Origin of the sequence: Cobetia crustatorum (assembly GCF_000591415.1) — a bacterium.
GTDB lineage: Bacteria > Pseudomonadota > Gammaproteobacteria > Pseudomonadales > Halomonadaceae > Cobetia > Cobetia crustatorum.
Genome location: NZ_JEMF01000019.1, coordinates 29,293 through 43,360, shown reverse-complemented (window position 1 = coordinate 43,360; position 14,068 = coordinate 29,293). Strand labels below are relative to the sequence as shown.

Sequence of the window (14,068 nt, the reverse complement as noted above, 5' to 3'; positions counted from 1 at the left end):
GCGTTCTCGCTACTCCAGGCTTTCCTTACTTACGCTACGTCGCCGTTGGCATGTTCATATCGGCGACGATTGCCGAGTTCTTCTGAAGAGAGCTCTGGCGCGAATTCTTCTACACAAGTACGGGCGAATACCCCATGAGCAAGCAACTGGTCGTCGCCCTCTCCAAGGGGCGTATCCTCAAGGAAACCCTGCCGCTGCTGGCCGATGCCGGTATCGAGCCGCTTGAAGACCTGAGCAAGAGTCGCAAGCTGCTGTTTGATACCAATATCCCTGATGTCAAACTGGTCATCATTCGCGCGACAGACGTGCCGACCTATGTCCAGCTGGGTGCTGCTGATCTCGGAATTGCCGGCAAGGATGTATTGCTCGAGCACGGCGCCGAAGGCTTGTATGAGCCGCTGGATCTGGAGATTGCCAAGTGCCAGTTGATGACGGCTGGTGTCGTCGGTCAGCAGCAGCAGGGCGCGCGTCGTCGTGTCGCGACCAAGTTTGTCGATGTGGCGCGTCGCTACTATGCCGAGCAAGGTATCCAGGCTGAGGTTATCAAGCTGTATGGCGCGATGGAGTTGGCACCGTTGATGAATCTCGCCGATGAGATTGTCGATATCGTCGATACCGGCAATACCTTGCGTGCCAACGGTATGGAGCCGCGTGAGCTGATTACCGATATCAGTACGCGATTGGTGGTCAACAAGGCTGCCATGACCATGAAGCATGATCGCCTCAAGCCGCTGATCGACCGTCTACGCCAAGCGGTGGAAGCGCGCCGTAAAGGTTGAAAATCATTTATCACACAAGGTCGCCTAGACGACCATGGCAGCTGGAAACGCCCGTCCCGTTCAGCCTTTCTGCCCAAGATATAACATGAGGTTCGCATGGATACTCTGATCAACCGGCTCGATAGCCGTGATACCGATTTTACTTCACGCCTTGATAACTTGCTGTCCTGGGAAGGGGTTTCCGATGCCGAGGTTCAGCACCGTGTCGCCGATATCCTGACGCGGGTCAAGGCAGAAGGCGATTCAGCACTGGTTGAGTTCTCCAATCGGTTTGATCGATTGAATGTCTCCAGCATGGCGGAGCTTGTCATTGGCGCTGAGCGTCTGGCCAAGGCGTATGTCGAGCTGCCTGAGGCACAGCGTGAAGCGCTGTCGATAGCAGCCGAGCGCGTACGGGTCTATCACGAACACCAGAAGCCGGAGAGCTGGTCGTTCCGTGATGAATACGGCAGCTTGCTGGGGCAGAAGGTAACGCCACTGGATCGTGCGGGCATCTATGTACCTGGCGGCAAGGCAGCGTATCCATCTTCCGTGCTGATGAACGCGATTCCGGCACATGTTGCCGGCGTGCGTGAAATCATCATGGTGGTGCCGACGCCTGATGGTGTGGTCAATGATCTAGTGCTGGCAGCGGCGCATCTGGCCGGTATCGATCGCGTCTTCACCATCGGTGGTGCGCAGGCAGTTGCAGCGCTGGCTTACGGTACCGAGACAGTGCCACGTGTCGACAAGATCGTTGGCCCCGGTAATATCTATGTCGCGACCGCCAAGCGCGCCGTCTTCGGTCAGGTGGGTATCGACATGATTGCCGGGCCCTCCGAGATTCTGGTGGTCAGCGATGGTGTGACTGATCCGGACTGGCTGGCGATGGATCTGTTCTCGCAAGCTGAGCACGATGAAGATGCCCAGGCAATTCTCATCGGCTGGGATGATGAGCACTTGGCAGCAGTAGAAGAAGCCATCACGCGCCTTGTGCCGACCATGGAGCGTGCTGAAATCATTCTTGCGTCCCTGCGCGCGCGCGGCGCATTGATTCGCGTCAGTGGCCCAGAAGAGGCGCTGACGCTGATCAATCGAATTGCACCGGAACACCTGGAGCTGTCGGTCACGAAACCTGAAGAGTGGGTCGAGGGAGTGCGGCACGCAGGGGCCATCTTCATGGGCTCGTACACGTCGGAAGCGCTGGGGGATTACTGTGCAGGTCCCAACCATGTACTGCCGACCTCCGGCACGGCGCGCTTCTCCTCGCCGCTGGGTGTCTATGATTTCCAGAAACGCTCTTCGCTGATTCAGTGCTCGCCGGAAGGGGCGTCGACTCTGGGGCGTACTGCTTCTGTGCTGGCGCGTGGTGAGTCGCTCACAGCGCATGCACGCAGTGCTGAGAACCGCATCATCGATTGAGACAGTGGTCAGCAATCAGCGGCTGGTTATTGAGTTAAACCAGGCGCAGCTGAACCAAGAACGCCCACCACGGATTCCGTGGTGGGCGTTCTTATGATGGGATAGGCGTGACTGCTAATGATCCACTGCCATTGTCAGACTGCGCTCAGCCCTGGCGGTTTTCATCTTGCTCAATCGGCGGTGGCGTGTTGTCCGGAATGGGGCGCTCACCGACCTGGACGTCGATATTCTGTGCCTTGCCGTCACGCAATATACGTAGTTGAAGAGTGTTGCCGGGTTTTACAGCAGCGATATCTGCCATGGCCAGTCGAGCGTCGATCAGGCGCTTGCCGCCGATACCGACCAGTATGTCGCCTGGCTTTAGCCCTGCGCGCGCGGCAGGGCCATCGCGGAGTACGGCAGCCACGACGACGCCCTGTGGTGCACTGAGGCCAAAGGAGTTTGCCAGCGAGGGCGTTAGCTCTTGCACCTCTAATCCCAGCCAACCGCGAATCACACGGCCGTGGTCGACCAGTGCTTCGAGGATTTCGCGCGCCAGGTTGGCAGGGATGGCAAAGCCAATGCCTTGCGAGCCGCCTGAGCGTGAGTAGATGGCAGTATTGATACCGACCAGTGAACCATCGGTATTGACCAGAGCGCCGCCGGAGTTGCCCGGATTGATCGCAGCATCAGTCTGGATGAAGTCCTCATAAGCGTTCAGGCCCAGATGGTTGCGCCCTGTCGCCGAGATGATACCCATCGTGACGGTCTGGCCAACCCCGAAGGGATTACCGATTGCCAGTGAGACATCGCCGACGTGTACCTGGGTAGAATCTGCTATTGCCACTGTGGGCAGGTTGTCGAGATCGATCTTCAGCGCGGCGATATCAGACTCCGGATCAACGCCGACCACCTTGGCCAATGTTTCTCTGCCATCGCGTAACGCGACTTGAATCTGGTCTGCCCCCTGAATGACATGGTTATTGGTCAGGATGTAGCCATCGCTGGACAAGATGACGCCAGACCCCAAGCTCGACAGCATGCGCTGGCTGCGCACGGCATCGTCGCCATAGAACTGATTGAAGAAGGGATCTGACATCAACGGATGCTTGCTGTCGTCGCTGATCTTGCGTGATGAATAGATGTTGACGACAGCGGGTGCGGCAGCATCCACGGCGGTCTGATAGCTAGCGGGGCCGTTATTGCGCTGTAGCGGTGGGGCTTCGCGCAGCACTGGATCAGCCGATTCCTCACGCTGTGCTGCTGACAGTGTCAGGCTTGGAGCGGGCAACACTTGCTGCGCTACCGGCTCTGGCGCAGGGTAGGGCTCGACAGTCGTCTGGTCGTTTTGTGCAGTGGCTGGAGCGTTATCAAGGCCTAATGCAGGGAAGCGATCAAGCACGACAATCGCCAGCAGAACCCCGGTAACGACAGGCCAGAGCAAGGGAAGTAAAGAGCTGCGAAGAGAGCGGCGCATCTGAGGCATCGTGAATCCTGATGAAAAGCCCGTGAGCCCCGTTAGGCGCGCAGCGGACACAGAAATAAAGAAACTGAATATTACGTGCAATGCTCCTCTCTGAGAATCTCGAGAAGAGCAGCGCGCTTACATGGCGACGCTGCGCCGTTACAATGAGCGCAAGTGTAACACTCGATGACTCTAACTGCTGGAGGCCCAATGGCTGATCGTGACACGCTAATTGACGCTTTGGATGCCTGTTTGGAGGTAAAAGCCTTCAAGGACTACACCGTCAATGGTCTGCAGGTAGAAGGGCGGCGCGACGTGCGGCGCGTGATGAGTGGTGTCACTGCCTGCCAAGCGCTGCTGGATGAGGCCGTTGCCTGGCAGGCTGACCTTGTTCTTGTCCATCACGGCTATTTCTGGAAGAACGAGCAGGCGCAGGTGACGGGTATGAAGCGTCGTCGCCTGAAGACGCTATTGGTGCATGACATCAATCTGGCGGCCTATCACCTGCCATTGGATGCACATCCGACACTTGGGAATAACGCGCGCCTCGCCGAGCGCCTCGGGTTGGTCAGCGAAGGATGCCTGGACGGTGTCATCGGCCGTGGGCTAGTACATGTCGGCCGGTTGTCAGACGAGCTACTGGCAAAGAAAGGTCTAACAGGAGAAGGGCTGGACAGTGCCGCACTCGGCGTAGAGTTCAGTCAGCGGCTGGGCCGTGAGGTATTGGTGGTCGCAGGGCATGAGCGACCGATCAAGCGTGTTGCCTGGTGTACCGGTGGGGCACAGGACTATCTCAAGTTGGCCATTGAGACAGGCGTCGATGCTTTCTTGTCCGGTGAGATATCCGAGCGCACCACGCATGATGCGCGTGAGGAGGGCGTCACCTACTTCGCCGCAGGTCATCATGCTACCGAGCGGGATGGGGTGAAGGCACTAGGAGAGTGGTTGGCAGCAGAGTACGGGCTAGAGCATCGTTTCGTGGATATCGACAATCCGGCCTGATGGGATGAAGCGGATTTGATTGTGATGTCCCAGCAAAAAGACCGCCCATGAGGGCGGTCTTTTTGCTGGGACAGCGATAACGATACGGTTAGATCCGTGGTGGCGTGGCCGGTGCAGCATCCGTGTCTTCAGGCTGCGGCTTGAGCCCGAAATCTTCAGACAGCGTGCCGCGATTGTCTGCGTAGTCCCGCGGAAGATCGAGCGTGTTGTCCTCGTTGTCTTCTTCGCCGGTGTCGGTGTCCAGCAGGCGGCGTTTGAGCTGGCTGTCATCGCACAGTGTCGCGGCACCGCTAGCTAGATGCTGGCGCAGTTCGTTACCGGCACGCTGAATCTGGTCAGTCAGATCGCTGGCCTTGGAGAAATGATCATTGAGTGCATCACGGAATTGGGTGAGTTCCAGTTCACGTTCTGCCAGTTTCTGACGAGTTTTCTGATTGCGCGCCACGTTGGCATTCAGCAGGTGGTAGCACAAGGCGCCGATACCGATGCCGGCCAGAAAGCAGGCAATGGCCAGGATCCAGTCAATATTGCTCTCGTTCACGTCGCTCTCCTTGTGTCACGACTGCGGTGATCATCACCGCTGGGGCACAGTGCCGATATTCAATGATGCCGATGTTTGATCGGTCTAAGGTCCAGCAGAACCCATGTTCTTCGTTTTGCCAATGGCGGGCGCTGTTGCCAGCATGCCATTGGTGTTTGAAAGGTGTCCGCAGGCCATTATATCGGTGCGATGCCGCGATGCGTCAATTCGCCTTGAGAGATACCTTGGTCGTTTTCGTTCGCGTCATAACGGGAAGTCGATGATGTTTGCCTGACTATTGTGAGTCTCTTTCAGGATATTACCCCGTGGATTTACGTGCACTGCAGTGGGTAAAGAGCAGTTCAAGGCGTATAATGCCGCGCAAATTCGTCCTTGCCTGCCGGTTATGCCCGTTCAGGTGTGATCTTCGTCCTTTCCGCGTCAGGCGCAGCGATTTGCTGGGTCTGGCCTGCACCGGGTTTCTCCATGCCAGCACTTACGCCCCTCGAGAAGTACCAGGCAGATCTCAAGCGTGATGATTTTGCCTACGATGCCGCCCAGGAAGATGCGGTTCGACATCTGCAACGACTCTATGACGATTTGGTGCGTACCCCGCGCCAGACACCTGGCAAGATTTCAGATGCCACGGGCAACAGTGGTTTGGGGTCCAAGGTGCGCCGATTGTTCGGTAAACCTGCACTGCCGGCAGCAGTCGATGAAGTGCCTGAAATCATGGGGCTCTATTTCTGGGGTGGTGTGGGACGTGGCAAGACCTACCTGGTCGACACCTTTTACGAAAGCCTGCCCTTCGCTGACAAGATGCGCACGCACTTTCATCGCTTCATGCAGCGTGTCCATAACGAGCTGGGTCATTACAAGGGCGAGAAAAACCCTCTGACGCTAGTGGCGGCCAAATTTGCCGTTGAGGCACGAGTGATCTGCTTCGATGAGTTCTTCGTCAAGGACATCACGGATGCCATGATTCTCGCCACCTTGTTCGAGGAGCTTTTCCGGCAGGGTGTGGTGTTGGTCGCCACCTCCAATATCGTGCCCGATGAGCTTTACAAGGATGGCCTGCAACGAGTGCGCTTCATGCCGGCCATTGATCTGGTCAAGCGTCATTGTACCGTGGTCAATGTCGACTCGGGCATCGACTATCGCTTGCGTGCACTGGAACATGCTGAGCTGTTCCACAGCCCGCTGAACGATGCCAGTGCTGCGAAACTGGCGCGTGAGTTTCGCTCCATTGCCGGTGCAGAAGGTCATCATGATGAAGGCCTCAGTATCAATCATCGCGTCCTGCACGCATTACGTCGTCATGAAGATGTGGTGTGGTTTCATTTCGATGAACTGTGCGATGGCCCGCGCAGTCAGAATGACTACATTGAGTTGGCACGTGAATTTCATACCGTACTGGTTTCTGAAGTGCCGCAGATGGGGCGTGATAGTGATGACCAGGTGCGTCGCTTCATCAACATGGTTGATGAGTTCTATGACCGTGGTGTAAAGCTGTTGATGAGCGCCGAGATGGCAATCGAGAACCTCTATACTGGCGGAAACCTCGACTTCGAGTTCCAGCGTACGCTGTCGCGGCTGCAGGAAATGCAATCGCGCGAATATCTGGCGTTACCGCACAAGCCGTAAGGCTGCGCAGCGAGACAAAATAGCCTTTGTGATGGGCGCGCTTGGCATGTACAATGCGCGCTCGCTCGAACTGTTGACCGGTTCCCGAGTCGTCCTGAGTCCTTCACTCTTGATGAGCGGGAGCAGTCTGGAGATGGGATGAACATGACTGCGCAAGCAGCAAGTCACTCACTGCCAGGCGTCGGACAACCAAGAAAAATAGGGATTGGTCGCGCACTAAGTGCAAGACCCGACTATAGGTGATTCATCCATGAAGACGTTTACTGCCAAGCCGCAGTCCGTCCAGCGTGACTGGTTCGTCGTCGACGCAGCCGGCAAGACGCTGGGCCGTATGGCTACTGAAATTGCTCGTCGCCTACGCGGCAAGCATAAAGCCGAGTACACTCCGCACGTTGATACCGGCGATTACATCGTCGTCATCAACGCCGAGAAGGTAGCAGTGACTGGCCGCAAAGCTGAAGCCAAGACCTACTACCGTCACACCGGTTACCCGGGTGGCCTGCGCTCCATGACCTTCAACCAGATGATCGACCACAAGCCTGAGCGCGTGATCGAACTGGCTGTCAAGGGCATGCTGCCGAAGGGTCCGCTGGGTCGTGCCATGCAGTCCAAGCTGAAAGTCTATGCTGGCGCCGAGCATCCGCACGCTGCGCAGCAGCCGCAAGAACTGAACATCTGAGGGAAGCATCGCCATGACACAGCAGCATTATGGTACCGGGCGCCGCAAGACTTCTACCGCGCGCGTCTTCATGAAGCCGGGCACCGGCAAAATCACCGTCAACCAGCGTGACCTTAACGACTACTTCGGTCGTGTGACAGGTCGCATGGTGGTTCGCCAGCCGCTCGAGCTGACCGAAACTACCGAACAGTTCGACGTTTACGTCACTGTCGCTGGTGGTGGTGGTTCTGCTCAAGCAGGCGCTATCCGTCACGGCATTACTCGTGCCCTGATGGCATACAACGAGGACTTCCGTCCGGCACTGCGTGCCGCTGGTTACGTCACTCGCGACGCTCGTGAAGTCGAGCGTAAGAAAGTCGGCCTGCGCAAGGCCCGTCGTCGTCCGCAGTTCTCCAAGCGTTAAGAGAACAGCGTCGACCACAAAAACGTCCAGTACCCGCAAGGTGCTGGACGTTTTTTTTTGCTGTATTGATGTGCAGTTGAAGAAAGTGGCTTTTTACAAGGCTATTTTCTTGAGTTGTTAGGTTCCGCTTATTGCCCTTTAATACATTCAAGCTTCGAATGCTTAGCGAGGGGATAGCTGGGCATCATGCGGTGGTGTTTGGGAGGCAATAACAAAATGGCAAACCGCGGTGTGAATCGAGGACGGCGACGTTTCCTTGTCAGTGCGACAACCGTGGTCGGAGCGGTAGGCGTTGTTGGAATCGCGACTCCCTTTCTGGCCTCATGGCAGCCAAGCGCGCGTGCACGTGCGGCGGGTGCGCCCGTGACTGCGGATATTTCACGCCTGGCACCTGGGCAACAGATGACCATTGAATGGCGTGGCAAGCCGGTGTGGGTGGTTAATCGCACTCCCGCAATGATTGCAGATATTCGTGCCATTCCTCCTGCAGAGCTCCAGGACCCCGAATCACAGCGGCCGCAGCAGCCGCCATACGTTGACGCGGTGTTGCGCTCTATCAAGCCTGAATATGTCGTGTTGGTGGGGATATGCACGCATCTTGGTTGCTCTCCGGGATATCGTCCCGAGATAGGCGCGGCTGATCTTGGTGCCGATTGGCCGGGTGGCTATCTATGTGCGTGTCATGGTTCTAAATTCGATCTCGCTGGGCGCGTTTTCACTGGAGTGCCAGCACCTTCGAATCTGGAAGTACCTCCACATCGCTACGAGAGTGAGCAGGTGTTGGTCATCGGTGTCGACGAGGAGACTGCATGATGGGTAATCCTGACCGTCCCAAGGCGCCGCGAGGCGTGATGCGCTGGATCGATGACCGCTTTCCGGCCACTCAGTTGATGCAAGATCATTTGACGGGCTACTACGCGCCGAAAAACTTCAATTTCTTCTATTTTTTCGGCTCACTTGCGATGCTGGTACTGGTCAACCAGATCATTACCGGTATCTGGTTGACCATGAGCTACACCCCGACAGCAGAAGGGGCCTTCGCTTCGATTGAGTACATCATGCGTGATGTGGAATATGGCTGGTTGATCCGCTATATGCATTCCACCGGTGCCTCGGCCTTCTTCGTGGTAATCTATCTGCATATGTTTCGTGGTCTGCTTTACGGTTCTTACCGAGCGCCGCGAGAGTTGGTGTGGATCTTTGGCATGTGTATTTATCTGGCGCTGATGGCCGAAGCCTTCATGGGTTACTTGCTGCCCTGGGGGCAGATGTCTTATTGGGGCGCGCAGGTGATTATCTCCCTGTTTACCGCTATTCCCGTGATTGGAGGCGATCTGGCACAGATGATTCGTGGTGATTACCTGATTTCGGGTATTACCTTGAATCGGTTCTTTGCATTGCATGTCATTGCGCTGCCGTTGGTGATTGTGGGGCTAGTGGTGCTGCATCTTGTGGCACTGCATGAGGTAGGGTCGAATAACCCGGACGGTATCGAGATCAAGGATAAGAAGGATGAAGCGGGCAATCCACTGGATGGTATTCCGTTTCATCCGTATTACACAGTGAAGGACCTGGTAGGTGTGGGGGTCTTCCTATTCGTGTTCTGTGCGGTAATATTCTATTTCCCGGAAGGCGGTGGCTACTTCCTCGAAACGCCCAACTTTGAACCGGCGAATTCGCTGCAGACGCCTGAGCATATTGCCCCTGTCTGGTACTTCACGCCTTTCTACGCAATGCTGCGCGCAGTGAATTATCCATTGTTTGGTGTCGATGCCAAGTTCTGGGGTGTCGTGGTCATGGGGTTGGCCATTGCCATTCTGTTTGTGCTGCCGTGGTTGGATCGCTCTCCGGTTCGCTCGATTCGTTACAAGGGCTGGTTGTCACGCATAGCCATTGTCGTGTTTGTAGTGAGCTTTGTGACACTGGGCGTGCTGGGTGTGATGCCGCCAACAGCCGAGCGCACGATAATTGCGCAGGTGGCAACGGTGGCTTATTTTGCCTTCTTTATACTGATGCCGTTCTACACGCGCTTCGAAGCGACGCGAGCGGTGCCGGGTAGGGTGACAGGCCGATGAGAAAGTATCTTGCGACCTGCCTGTTGGCAGTGATGGGTTTATTTGCATCGGCGCTTGCGATGGCGGCAGGCAGTGAAGTCCGTCTGGACACAATGAAGCCAGACCTGCGAGACCAACCTTCGTTACAGCGCGGCATGCAGCTTTATACCAATTACTGTCTAGGCTGTCATAGTCTGCAATATCAGCGTTATTCACGGGCTGCTGAGGACTTGGGCATGCCTGAGGATCTAGTCGAGAAATTCTTGATTTTCTCGCCAGAACTCAAGATCAATGACACCATGCGTATCGGCATGAGTGCCGAGGATGCCACTGACTGGTTTGGTGCGCCGCCGCCGGATCTCTCGCTTGAGGCGCGGCTGCGTGGCACGGACTGGATCTACACCTATCTACGCAGCTTCTATCGCGATGAGTCGCGCCCTTGGGGCGTCAATAACTCTGTTTTCCCGCAGGTGGGGATGCCGCACGTGCTGGAGCCGCTGCAGGGGGTGCAGGAGAAAGTGTGCACCCAGAGTGATATTGCGCTGCTGGGGGCAGAGCTGGACCTTGAAACAGGTCGCTATCAGTCCTGTGAGGTGCTTGAAATAACCCAGTCGGGCAGTATGACGACGCAGGAGTTTGATCAAGCCATGTGGGATCTGACTAATTTCCTCTCCTATGTTGGCGAGCCATCCCGACTCAAGGCTGAGAACATGGCGCCCAAGGTGTTAATATTCATTTTGATCTTTACCTTGCTGGCGTATCTTCTCAAGAAGGAATACTGGCGCGACATTCATTGATGGCACTTGCTGAGCGTGCTCATCGATAATGGCGAGTCGGCAGTGACGGGCGCGCGGCTGATCAGTCGCGCGCCCGCTTGCGTCACCGTAAGATGACGCAAAGCTGACCCTTTGATCGGTTCTTCTTCATTGATGTGCCGACCAGAGGAAACTTATCCCCGATTGTCAGGCCAAAAGCTGACACGGGCATGTCTCGAACAGATGCGAGGACAGTTTCATGGGTGTTGTGGCCAAGCGTTCATCGATGACCTTCTACTCTGGTGGTGACGACCACTTCAGCCACCGAGTACGGATCGTACTGGCCGAGAAGGGTGTAGCCGTCGATATCATTGATGTGGATGATGATAATCGTCCGGCCGAATTGGCCGACCTGAATCCGTATAACAGTGTGCCGACGCTGCTGGACCGTGACCTGGTGCTCTATGAGTCCAAAGTCATGATGGAATATCTGGACGAGCGTTTTCCGCATCCGCCGTTGTTGCCGGTGTATCCGGTTGCGCGCGCCCAGAGCCGTTTGTGGATGCATCGCATCGAGCGCGAATGGGTGCCGATGATGGAAACCATTCAGACAGGCACCAAGAAGGAAGCCGACAAGGCGCGCAAGGAGTTGCGTGAGAGCCTGATCGGCATTTCTCCAATCTTCGATGACATGCCGTTCTTCATGAGCGACGAGTTCTCGTTGGTGGACACCTGTATTGCACCGATCCTATGGCGTTTGCCGACACTGGGTATCGAGTTGCCAGAGAAGCAGGTCAAGCCTCTGCTGAACTACATGGAGCGACTGTTCGGGCGTGATGCCTTCAAGGCATCGTTGTCTGAGGCTGAGCGTGAAATGCGTCTCTGATCCATGTCTGGTTGGCCATCGTGAGGGTGGCCAGCCTTGCTGGCAGGCTTTGTGCCTGACGGTTATCTCTAGCCTTCATAGCTAGTGAGGCACTGTCCGGTGGCCACAAGGCACCGGTTGTCGCTGACACCCATTGCAGTCCAAGAGGTTTTCTCATGCTTTCCAGTCGCCCTTATCTGGCACGCGCACTCTACGAGTGGCTGCTGGATAACGACAATACGCCGTACATTGTGGTGGACGCCGAGCAGGATGGTGTCCAGGTACCGCGTCAACACGTCCAGAATGGTCAGATTGTGTTGAACATTGCACCGGGTGCGGTGCGTGATCTGTTGATCGCCAATGAAGGTGTCAGCTTCAATGCCCGTTTTGGCGGCCAGCCGATGCACGTCAGTGTGCCGACCCCTGCGTTGGTAGCGCTTTACTCGCGTGAGAATGGCGTGGGTATGGTCTTTGGTCATGAACCGGTAATGCCGGGTGCAGACGAAGAGACCTTCGGTGAGGCTGCTGACCTTGAATCCAGTGCTTCGCCGCGACCGACACTTGCCAGTGTGGGCAGTGCTAGTGCGGCGGTGGATGAAGGTAATGGCAAGCAGGCCTCAGCAGCGACAGAAGAGAGTCCTGTTGAGGTGAAGAATGGCGAAGCATCTGATTCTGATGAACAGAGTACTGATGGTGATGATCAGCCGAAGCCGCCACGTAAGGGGCGTCCTTCACTGCGCGTGATCAAGTAATATCTTGTTCGTCGATCTCATATAGTCGCAGTGTGATTAGGGTGAGATTGCCGTTCAAATAAAAACGCCCGCAGACCATGTCTGCGGGGCGTTTTTATTTGAATCGTACAGATGTACTAATGCTGGCACTGATCAGTCGAGGTATTCAAAGACCTTGGCAATGCGCTGAATGCCGCCGACTTCAGACACCTTGTTGACGATCTGCTTGGCTTCCGATTGCGTGACGATACCCATCAAGTAGACGCTTGCATTCTCGGTGAGCACCAGAATGCGCCCAGAGTCGATGTTGGCATCCGCTGCAAGCTTGGCCTTGATGCGAGTTGTCAGCCAGGTGTCCTGAACACGCTGACTGGCCGGTGCGTTGGCGCTGATTTCCAGCGCATTCTGCACTTGGCGCACACGACGTACATCCTTGGCGACATCCGTGGCACGCTGCTTGAGCTCATCGCTGGGTACCTGACCAGTCAGTAGTACCATGCCGTTGTAGGCATTGACGTTGACGTGGGCATCATTGAAGCGAGCGTCGACCTTGCCGAGATTGACCTCGACCTTGGTTTCGATGCTTTCATCTTCTACCTGGGCACCGAGCGTGCGATCACCGTAGTTCTCATCGATCGGACCGCTGTGCGTCAGATCGGCTACGGTCGTACAGCCCGTGAGGGTCAAAAAGCCGGCGGTGGCCATGAGGGAAAGCAGATACTTGGGCGTCATGCCGTAATCTCCTGTAGGTCGCCGTGCGACACAATAGGTTATTCGTTGCTACCGAACAGCTGGTGGTCAATCAGATCACATAGGCAGTGGATAACCAGCAGGTGAACTTCCTGAATGCGTGCGGTAGAGGTTGCCGGAACGCGAATCTCGCAATCGTCGCTGCCCAATAAAGAGGCCATGTCGCCTCCGTCGCGGCCCGTCAATGCCACGACATGCATGTCGCGATCGTGAGCGGCCTGAATGGCTTGCACCACGTTGGCAGAGTTGCCGCTGGTCGAAATGGCCAGCAGAACATCGCCAGGCTGACCCAGTGCACGAATCTGCTTCGAGAAGACTTCGTTGTAGCTGTAGTCATTGGCAATGGAGGTCAGCGTGGACGTGTCCGTCGTCAATGCAATTGCTGGCAGGCTTGGGCGTTCACGCTCGAAGCGATTGAGCAGCTCCGATGAGAAGTGCTGGCTATCACCAGCGCTGCCGCCGTTGCCGCATGCGAGGATCTTGCCGTCATTGACCAGGCTCTGAACCATCATCTGGCTCGCCGCTTCAATGAAGGGCGGCAGCACTTCGCTGGCGTAGGTCTTGGTGTCGATGCTGGCGTTGAAGTGGCCGAGAATACGCGATTGGAAATCCATGATGGCTCTTGGTCGTTGGCTTCAGAACGCTTCGAAGGCGTGGCGAATCCATTGGATGGATCGAGGGGTTGTCCCCTCCACGCCTACCACGTCGAAGCGGCAGGAACATGATAGCCCGTGCTGGGCTAGATAAAAACGCGCAGCCTTGATTAGTCTGCGTTGTTTGCTGCTGGTCACGCTTTCAAGCGCGCTACCGAATCGATTATTGGCACGATAGCGTACTTCAACGAAAACGAGAGTATCGCCATCGCGCATGATCAGGTCGACCTCGCCGCCCTTGGCATGCTGATTCCGTGTGACGGGTGTCATGCCTTGCGTTGTCAGCCACTGTTCAACTTCAGCCTCGATGACAGCACCGCGCGCTCTTGCGCGGTGCTGTGGAGGCTCAAGGCCGTCGTTATTTGGCGGCTGGCCAATTCGTGACATA

16 protein-coding genes are annotated in these 14,068 nt (G+C 56.2%); 11 read left to right on the top strand and 5 right to left on the bottom strand.

Annotated features, from left to right (window positions below):
- Nucleotides 1-134: 134 nt before the first annotated feature.
- Both hisG and hisD read left to right on the top strand, forming a co-directional pair.
- On the top strand, nt 135-779 hold the full coding sequence (hisG, locus tag BF12_RS18755) for an ATP phosphoribosyltransferase (protein ID WP_035159120.1): 645 nt from the start codon (nt 135-137) through the stop codon (nt 777-779).
- A gap of 96 nt (nt 780-875) precedes the next feature.
- A complete protein-coding gene (gene hisD, locus BF12_RS0105010; protein ID WP_024951326.1) occupies nt 876-2,180 on the top strand; it encodes a histidinol dehydrogenase in 1,305 nt (434 codons plus the stop codon).
- A 145-nt stretch (nt 2,181-2,325) separates the two neighbouring features.
- Here the strand turns inward: hisD and BF12_RS0105005 are convergent, their stop codons facing one another.
- A complete protein-coding gene (locus BF12_RS0105005; RefSeq protein ID WP_024951325.1) occupies nt 2,326-3,645 on the bottom strand; it encodes a S1C family serine protease in 1,320 nt (439 codons plus the stop codon).
- Nucleotides 3,646-3,834: 189 nt separating this feature from the next.
- Between BF12_RS0105005 and BF12_RS0105000 the strand changes: the two genes are divergently transcribed.
- Complete coding sequence (locus tag BF12_RS0105000; protein ID WP_024951324.1) at nt 3,835-4,626, top strand: Nif3-like dinuclear metal center hexameric protein; 792 nt, start codon at nt 3,835-3,837, stop codon at nt 4,624-4,626.
- A gap of 88 nt (nt 4,627-4,714) precedes the next feature.
- Here the strand turns inward: BF12_RS0105000 and BF12_RS0104995 are convergent, their stop codons facing one another.
- Complete coding sequence (locus BF12_RS0104995) at nt 4,715-5,167, bottom strand: Z-ring associated ZapG family protein (RefSeq protein ID WP_024951323.1); 453 nt, start codon at nt 5,165-5,167, stop codon at nt 4,715-4,717.
- A gap of 465 nt (nt 5,168-5,632) precedes the next feature.
- On the opposite strand from BF12_RS0104995, the gene zapE reads away from it, so the two are divergent.
- The 8 genes from zapE to BF12_RS0104955 all read left to right on the top strand — a co-directional run bounded on the left by zapE (nt 5,633) and on the right by BF12_RS0104955 (nt 12,298).
- The gene (gene zapE / locus BF12_RS0104990) at nt 5,633-6,790 is read left to right on the top strand and encodes a cell division protein ZapE (protein ID WP_035159168.1); all 1,158 of its coding nucleotides are present in this window, start codon (nt 5,633-5,635) and stop codon (nt 6,788-6,790) included.
- A 250-nt stretch (nt 6,791-7,040) separates the two neighbouring features.
- Nucleotides 7,041-7,469, top strand: coding sequence for a 50S ribosomal protein L13 (gene rplM, locus BF12_RS0104985; RefSeq protein ID WP_024951321.1), 429 nt, complete (start codon nt 7,041-7,043; stop codon nt 7,467-7,469).
- A gap of 13 nt (nt 7,470-7,482) precedes the next feature.
- Nucleotides 7,483-7,872: a 30S ribosomal protein S9 gene (gene rpsI, locus BF12_RS0104980; RefSeq protein WP_024951320.1), complete on the top strand. Its 390-nt coding sequence runs from the start codon at nt 7,483-7,485 to the stop codon at nt 7,870-7,872.
- Nucleotides 7,873-8,088: 216 nt separating this feature from the next.
- Nucleotides 8,089-8,685: a ubiquinol-cytochrome c reductase iron-sulfur subunit gene (gene petA, locus BF12_RS0104975; RefSeq protein WP_024951319.1), complete on the top strand. Its 597-nt coding sequence runs from the start codon at nt 8,089-8,091 to the stop codon at nt 8,683-8,685.
- Nucleotides 8,685-9,947: a cytochrome b gene (locus BF12_RS0104970; protein ID WP_024951318.1), complete on the top strand. Its 1,263-nt coding sequence runs from the start codon at nt 8,685-8,687 to the stop codon at nt 9,945-9,947. Before petA ends, BF12_RS0104970 begins: the two co-directional genes overlap by 1 nt.
- Nucleotides 9,944-10,723 (top strand): cytochrome c1, encoded by a 780-nt coding sequence (locus BF12_RS0104965; protein ID WP_024951317.1) that lies wholly within the window; start codon nt 9,944-9,946, stop codon nt 10,721-10,723. Before BF12_RS0104970 ends, BF12_RS0104965 begins: the two co-directional genes overlap by 4 nt.
- Before the next feature lie 217 nt (nt 10,724-10,940).
- Nucleotides 10,941-11,567 (top strand): stringent starvation protein SspA, encoded by a 627-nt coding sequence (gene sspA / locus BF12_RS0104960; protein WP_024951316.1) that lies wholly within the window; start codon nt 10,941-10,943, stop codon nt 11,565-11,567.
- A 155-nt stretch (nt 11,568-11,722) separates the two neighbouring features.
- Nucleotides 11,723-12,298 (top strand): ClpXP protease specificity-enhancing factor, encoded by a 576-nt coding sequence (locus tag BF12_RS0104955; RefSeq protein WP_024951315.1) that lies wholly within the window; start codon nt 11,723-11,725, stop codon nt 12,296-12,298.
- Between the two features lie 132 nt (nt 12,299-12,430).
- Here BF12_RS0104955 and BF12_RS0104950 read toward each other — a convergent pair whose 3' ends face one another.
- Genes BF12_RS0104950 through BF12_RS18750 form a run of 3 tightly spaced genes read right to left on the bottom strand, consistent with a single transcriptional unit; the run spans nt 12,431 to nt 14,067 of the window.
- Complete coding sequence (locus tag BF12_RS0104950) at nt 12,431-13,009, bottom strand: BON domain-containing protein (protein ID WP_024951314.1); 579 nt, start codon at nt 13,007-13,009, stop codon at nt 12,431-12,433.
- 38 nt (nt 13,010-13,047) lie between these two features.
- The gene (locus tag BF12_RS0104945) at nt 13,048-13,641 is read right to left on the bottom strand and encodes a phosphoheptose isomerase (RefSeq protein WP_024951313.1); all 594 of its coding nucleotides are present in this window, start codon (nt 13,639-13,641) and stop codon (nt 13,048-13,050) included.
- A gap of 21 nt (nt 13,642-13,662) precedes the next feature.
- Entirely contained in the window at nt 13,663-14,067 is a 405-nt protein-coding gene (locus BF12_RS18750; protein ID WP_051510743.1) for a YraN family protein, read from the bottom strand.
- Between the last annotated feature and the right edge of the window lies 1 nt (nt 14,068).

Bases quoted from the DNA above. Each gene is read 5' to 3' on its own strand.
- hisG (WP_035159120.1), top strand. From the start codon at position 135: ATGAGCAAGCAACTGGTCGTCGCCCTCTCCAAGGGGCGTATCCTCAAG.
- hisD (WP_024951326.1), top strand. From the start codon at position 876: ATGGATACTCTGATCAACCGGCTCGATAGCCGTGATACCGATTTTACT.
- BF12_RS0105005 (WP_024951325.1), bottom strand. From the start codon at position 3,645: ATGCCTCAGATGCGCCGCTCTCTTCGCAGCTCTTTACTTCCCTTGCTC.
- BF12_RS0105000 (WP_024951324.1), top strand. From the start codon at position 3,835: ATGGCTGATCGTGACACGCTAATTGACGCTTTGGATGCCTGTTTGGAG.
- zapE (WP_035159168.1), top strand. From the start codon at position 5,633: ATGCCAGCACTTACGCCCCTCGAGAAGTACCAGGCAGATCTCAAGCGT.
- rplM (WP_024951321.1), top strand. From the start codon at position 7,041: ATGAAGACGTTTACTGCCAAGCCGCAGTCCGTCCAGCGTGACTGGTTC.
- rpsI (WP_024951320.1), top strand. From the start codon at position 7,483: ATGACACAGCAGCATTATGGTACCGGGCGCCGCAAGACTTCTACCGCG.
- petA (WP_024951319.1), top strand. From the start codon at position 8,089: ATGGCAAACCGCGGTGTGAATCGAGGACGGCGACGTTTCCTTGTCAGT.
- BF12_RS0104970 (WP_024951318.1), top strand. From the start codon at position 8,685: ATGGGTAATCCTGACCGTCCCAAGGCGCCGCGAGGCGTGATGCGCTGG.
- BF12_RS0104965 (WP_024951317.1), top strand. From the start codon at position 9,944: ATGAGAAAGTATCTTGCGACCTGCCTGTTGGCAGTGATGGGTTTATTT.
- sspA (WP_024951316.1), top strand. From the start codon at position 10,941: ATGGGTGTTGTGGCCAAGCGTTCATCGATGACCTTCTACTCTGGTGGT.
- BF12_RS0104955 (WP_024951315.1), top strand. From the start codon at position 11,723: ATGCTTTCCAGTCGCCCTTATCTGGCACGCGCACTCTACGAGTGGCTG.
- BF12_RS0104950 (WP_024951314.1), bottom strand. From the start codon at position 13,009: ATGACGCCCAAGTATCTGCTTTCCCTCATGGCCACCGCCGGCTTTTTG.
- BF12_RS0104945 (WP_024951313.1), bottom strand. From the start codon at position 13,641: ATGGATTTCCAATCGCGTATTCTCGGCCACTTCAACGCCAGCATCGAC.
- BF12_RS18750 (WP_051510743.1), bottom strand. From the start codon at position 14,067: ATGTCACGAATTGGCCAGCCGCCAAATAACGACGGCCTTGAGCCTCCA.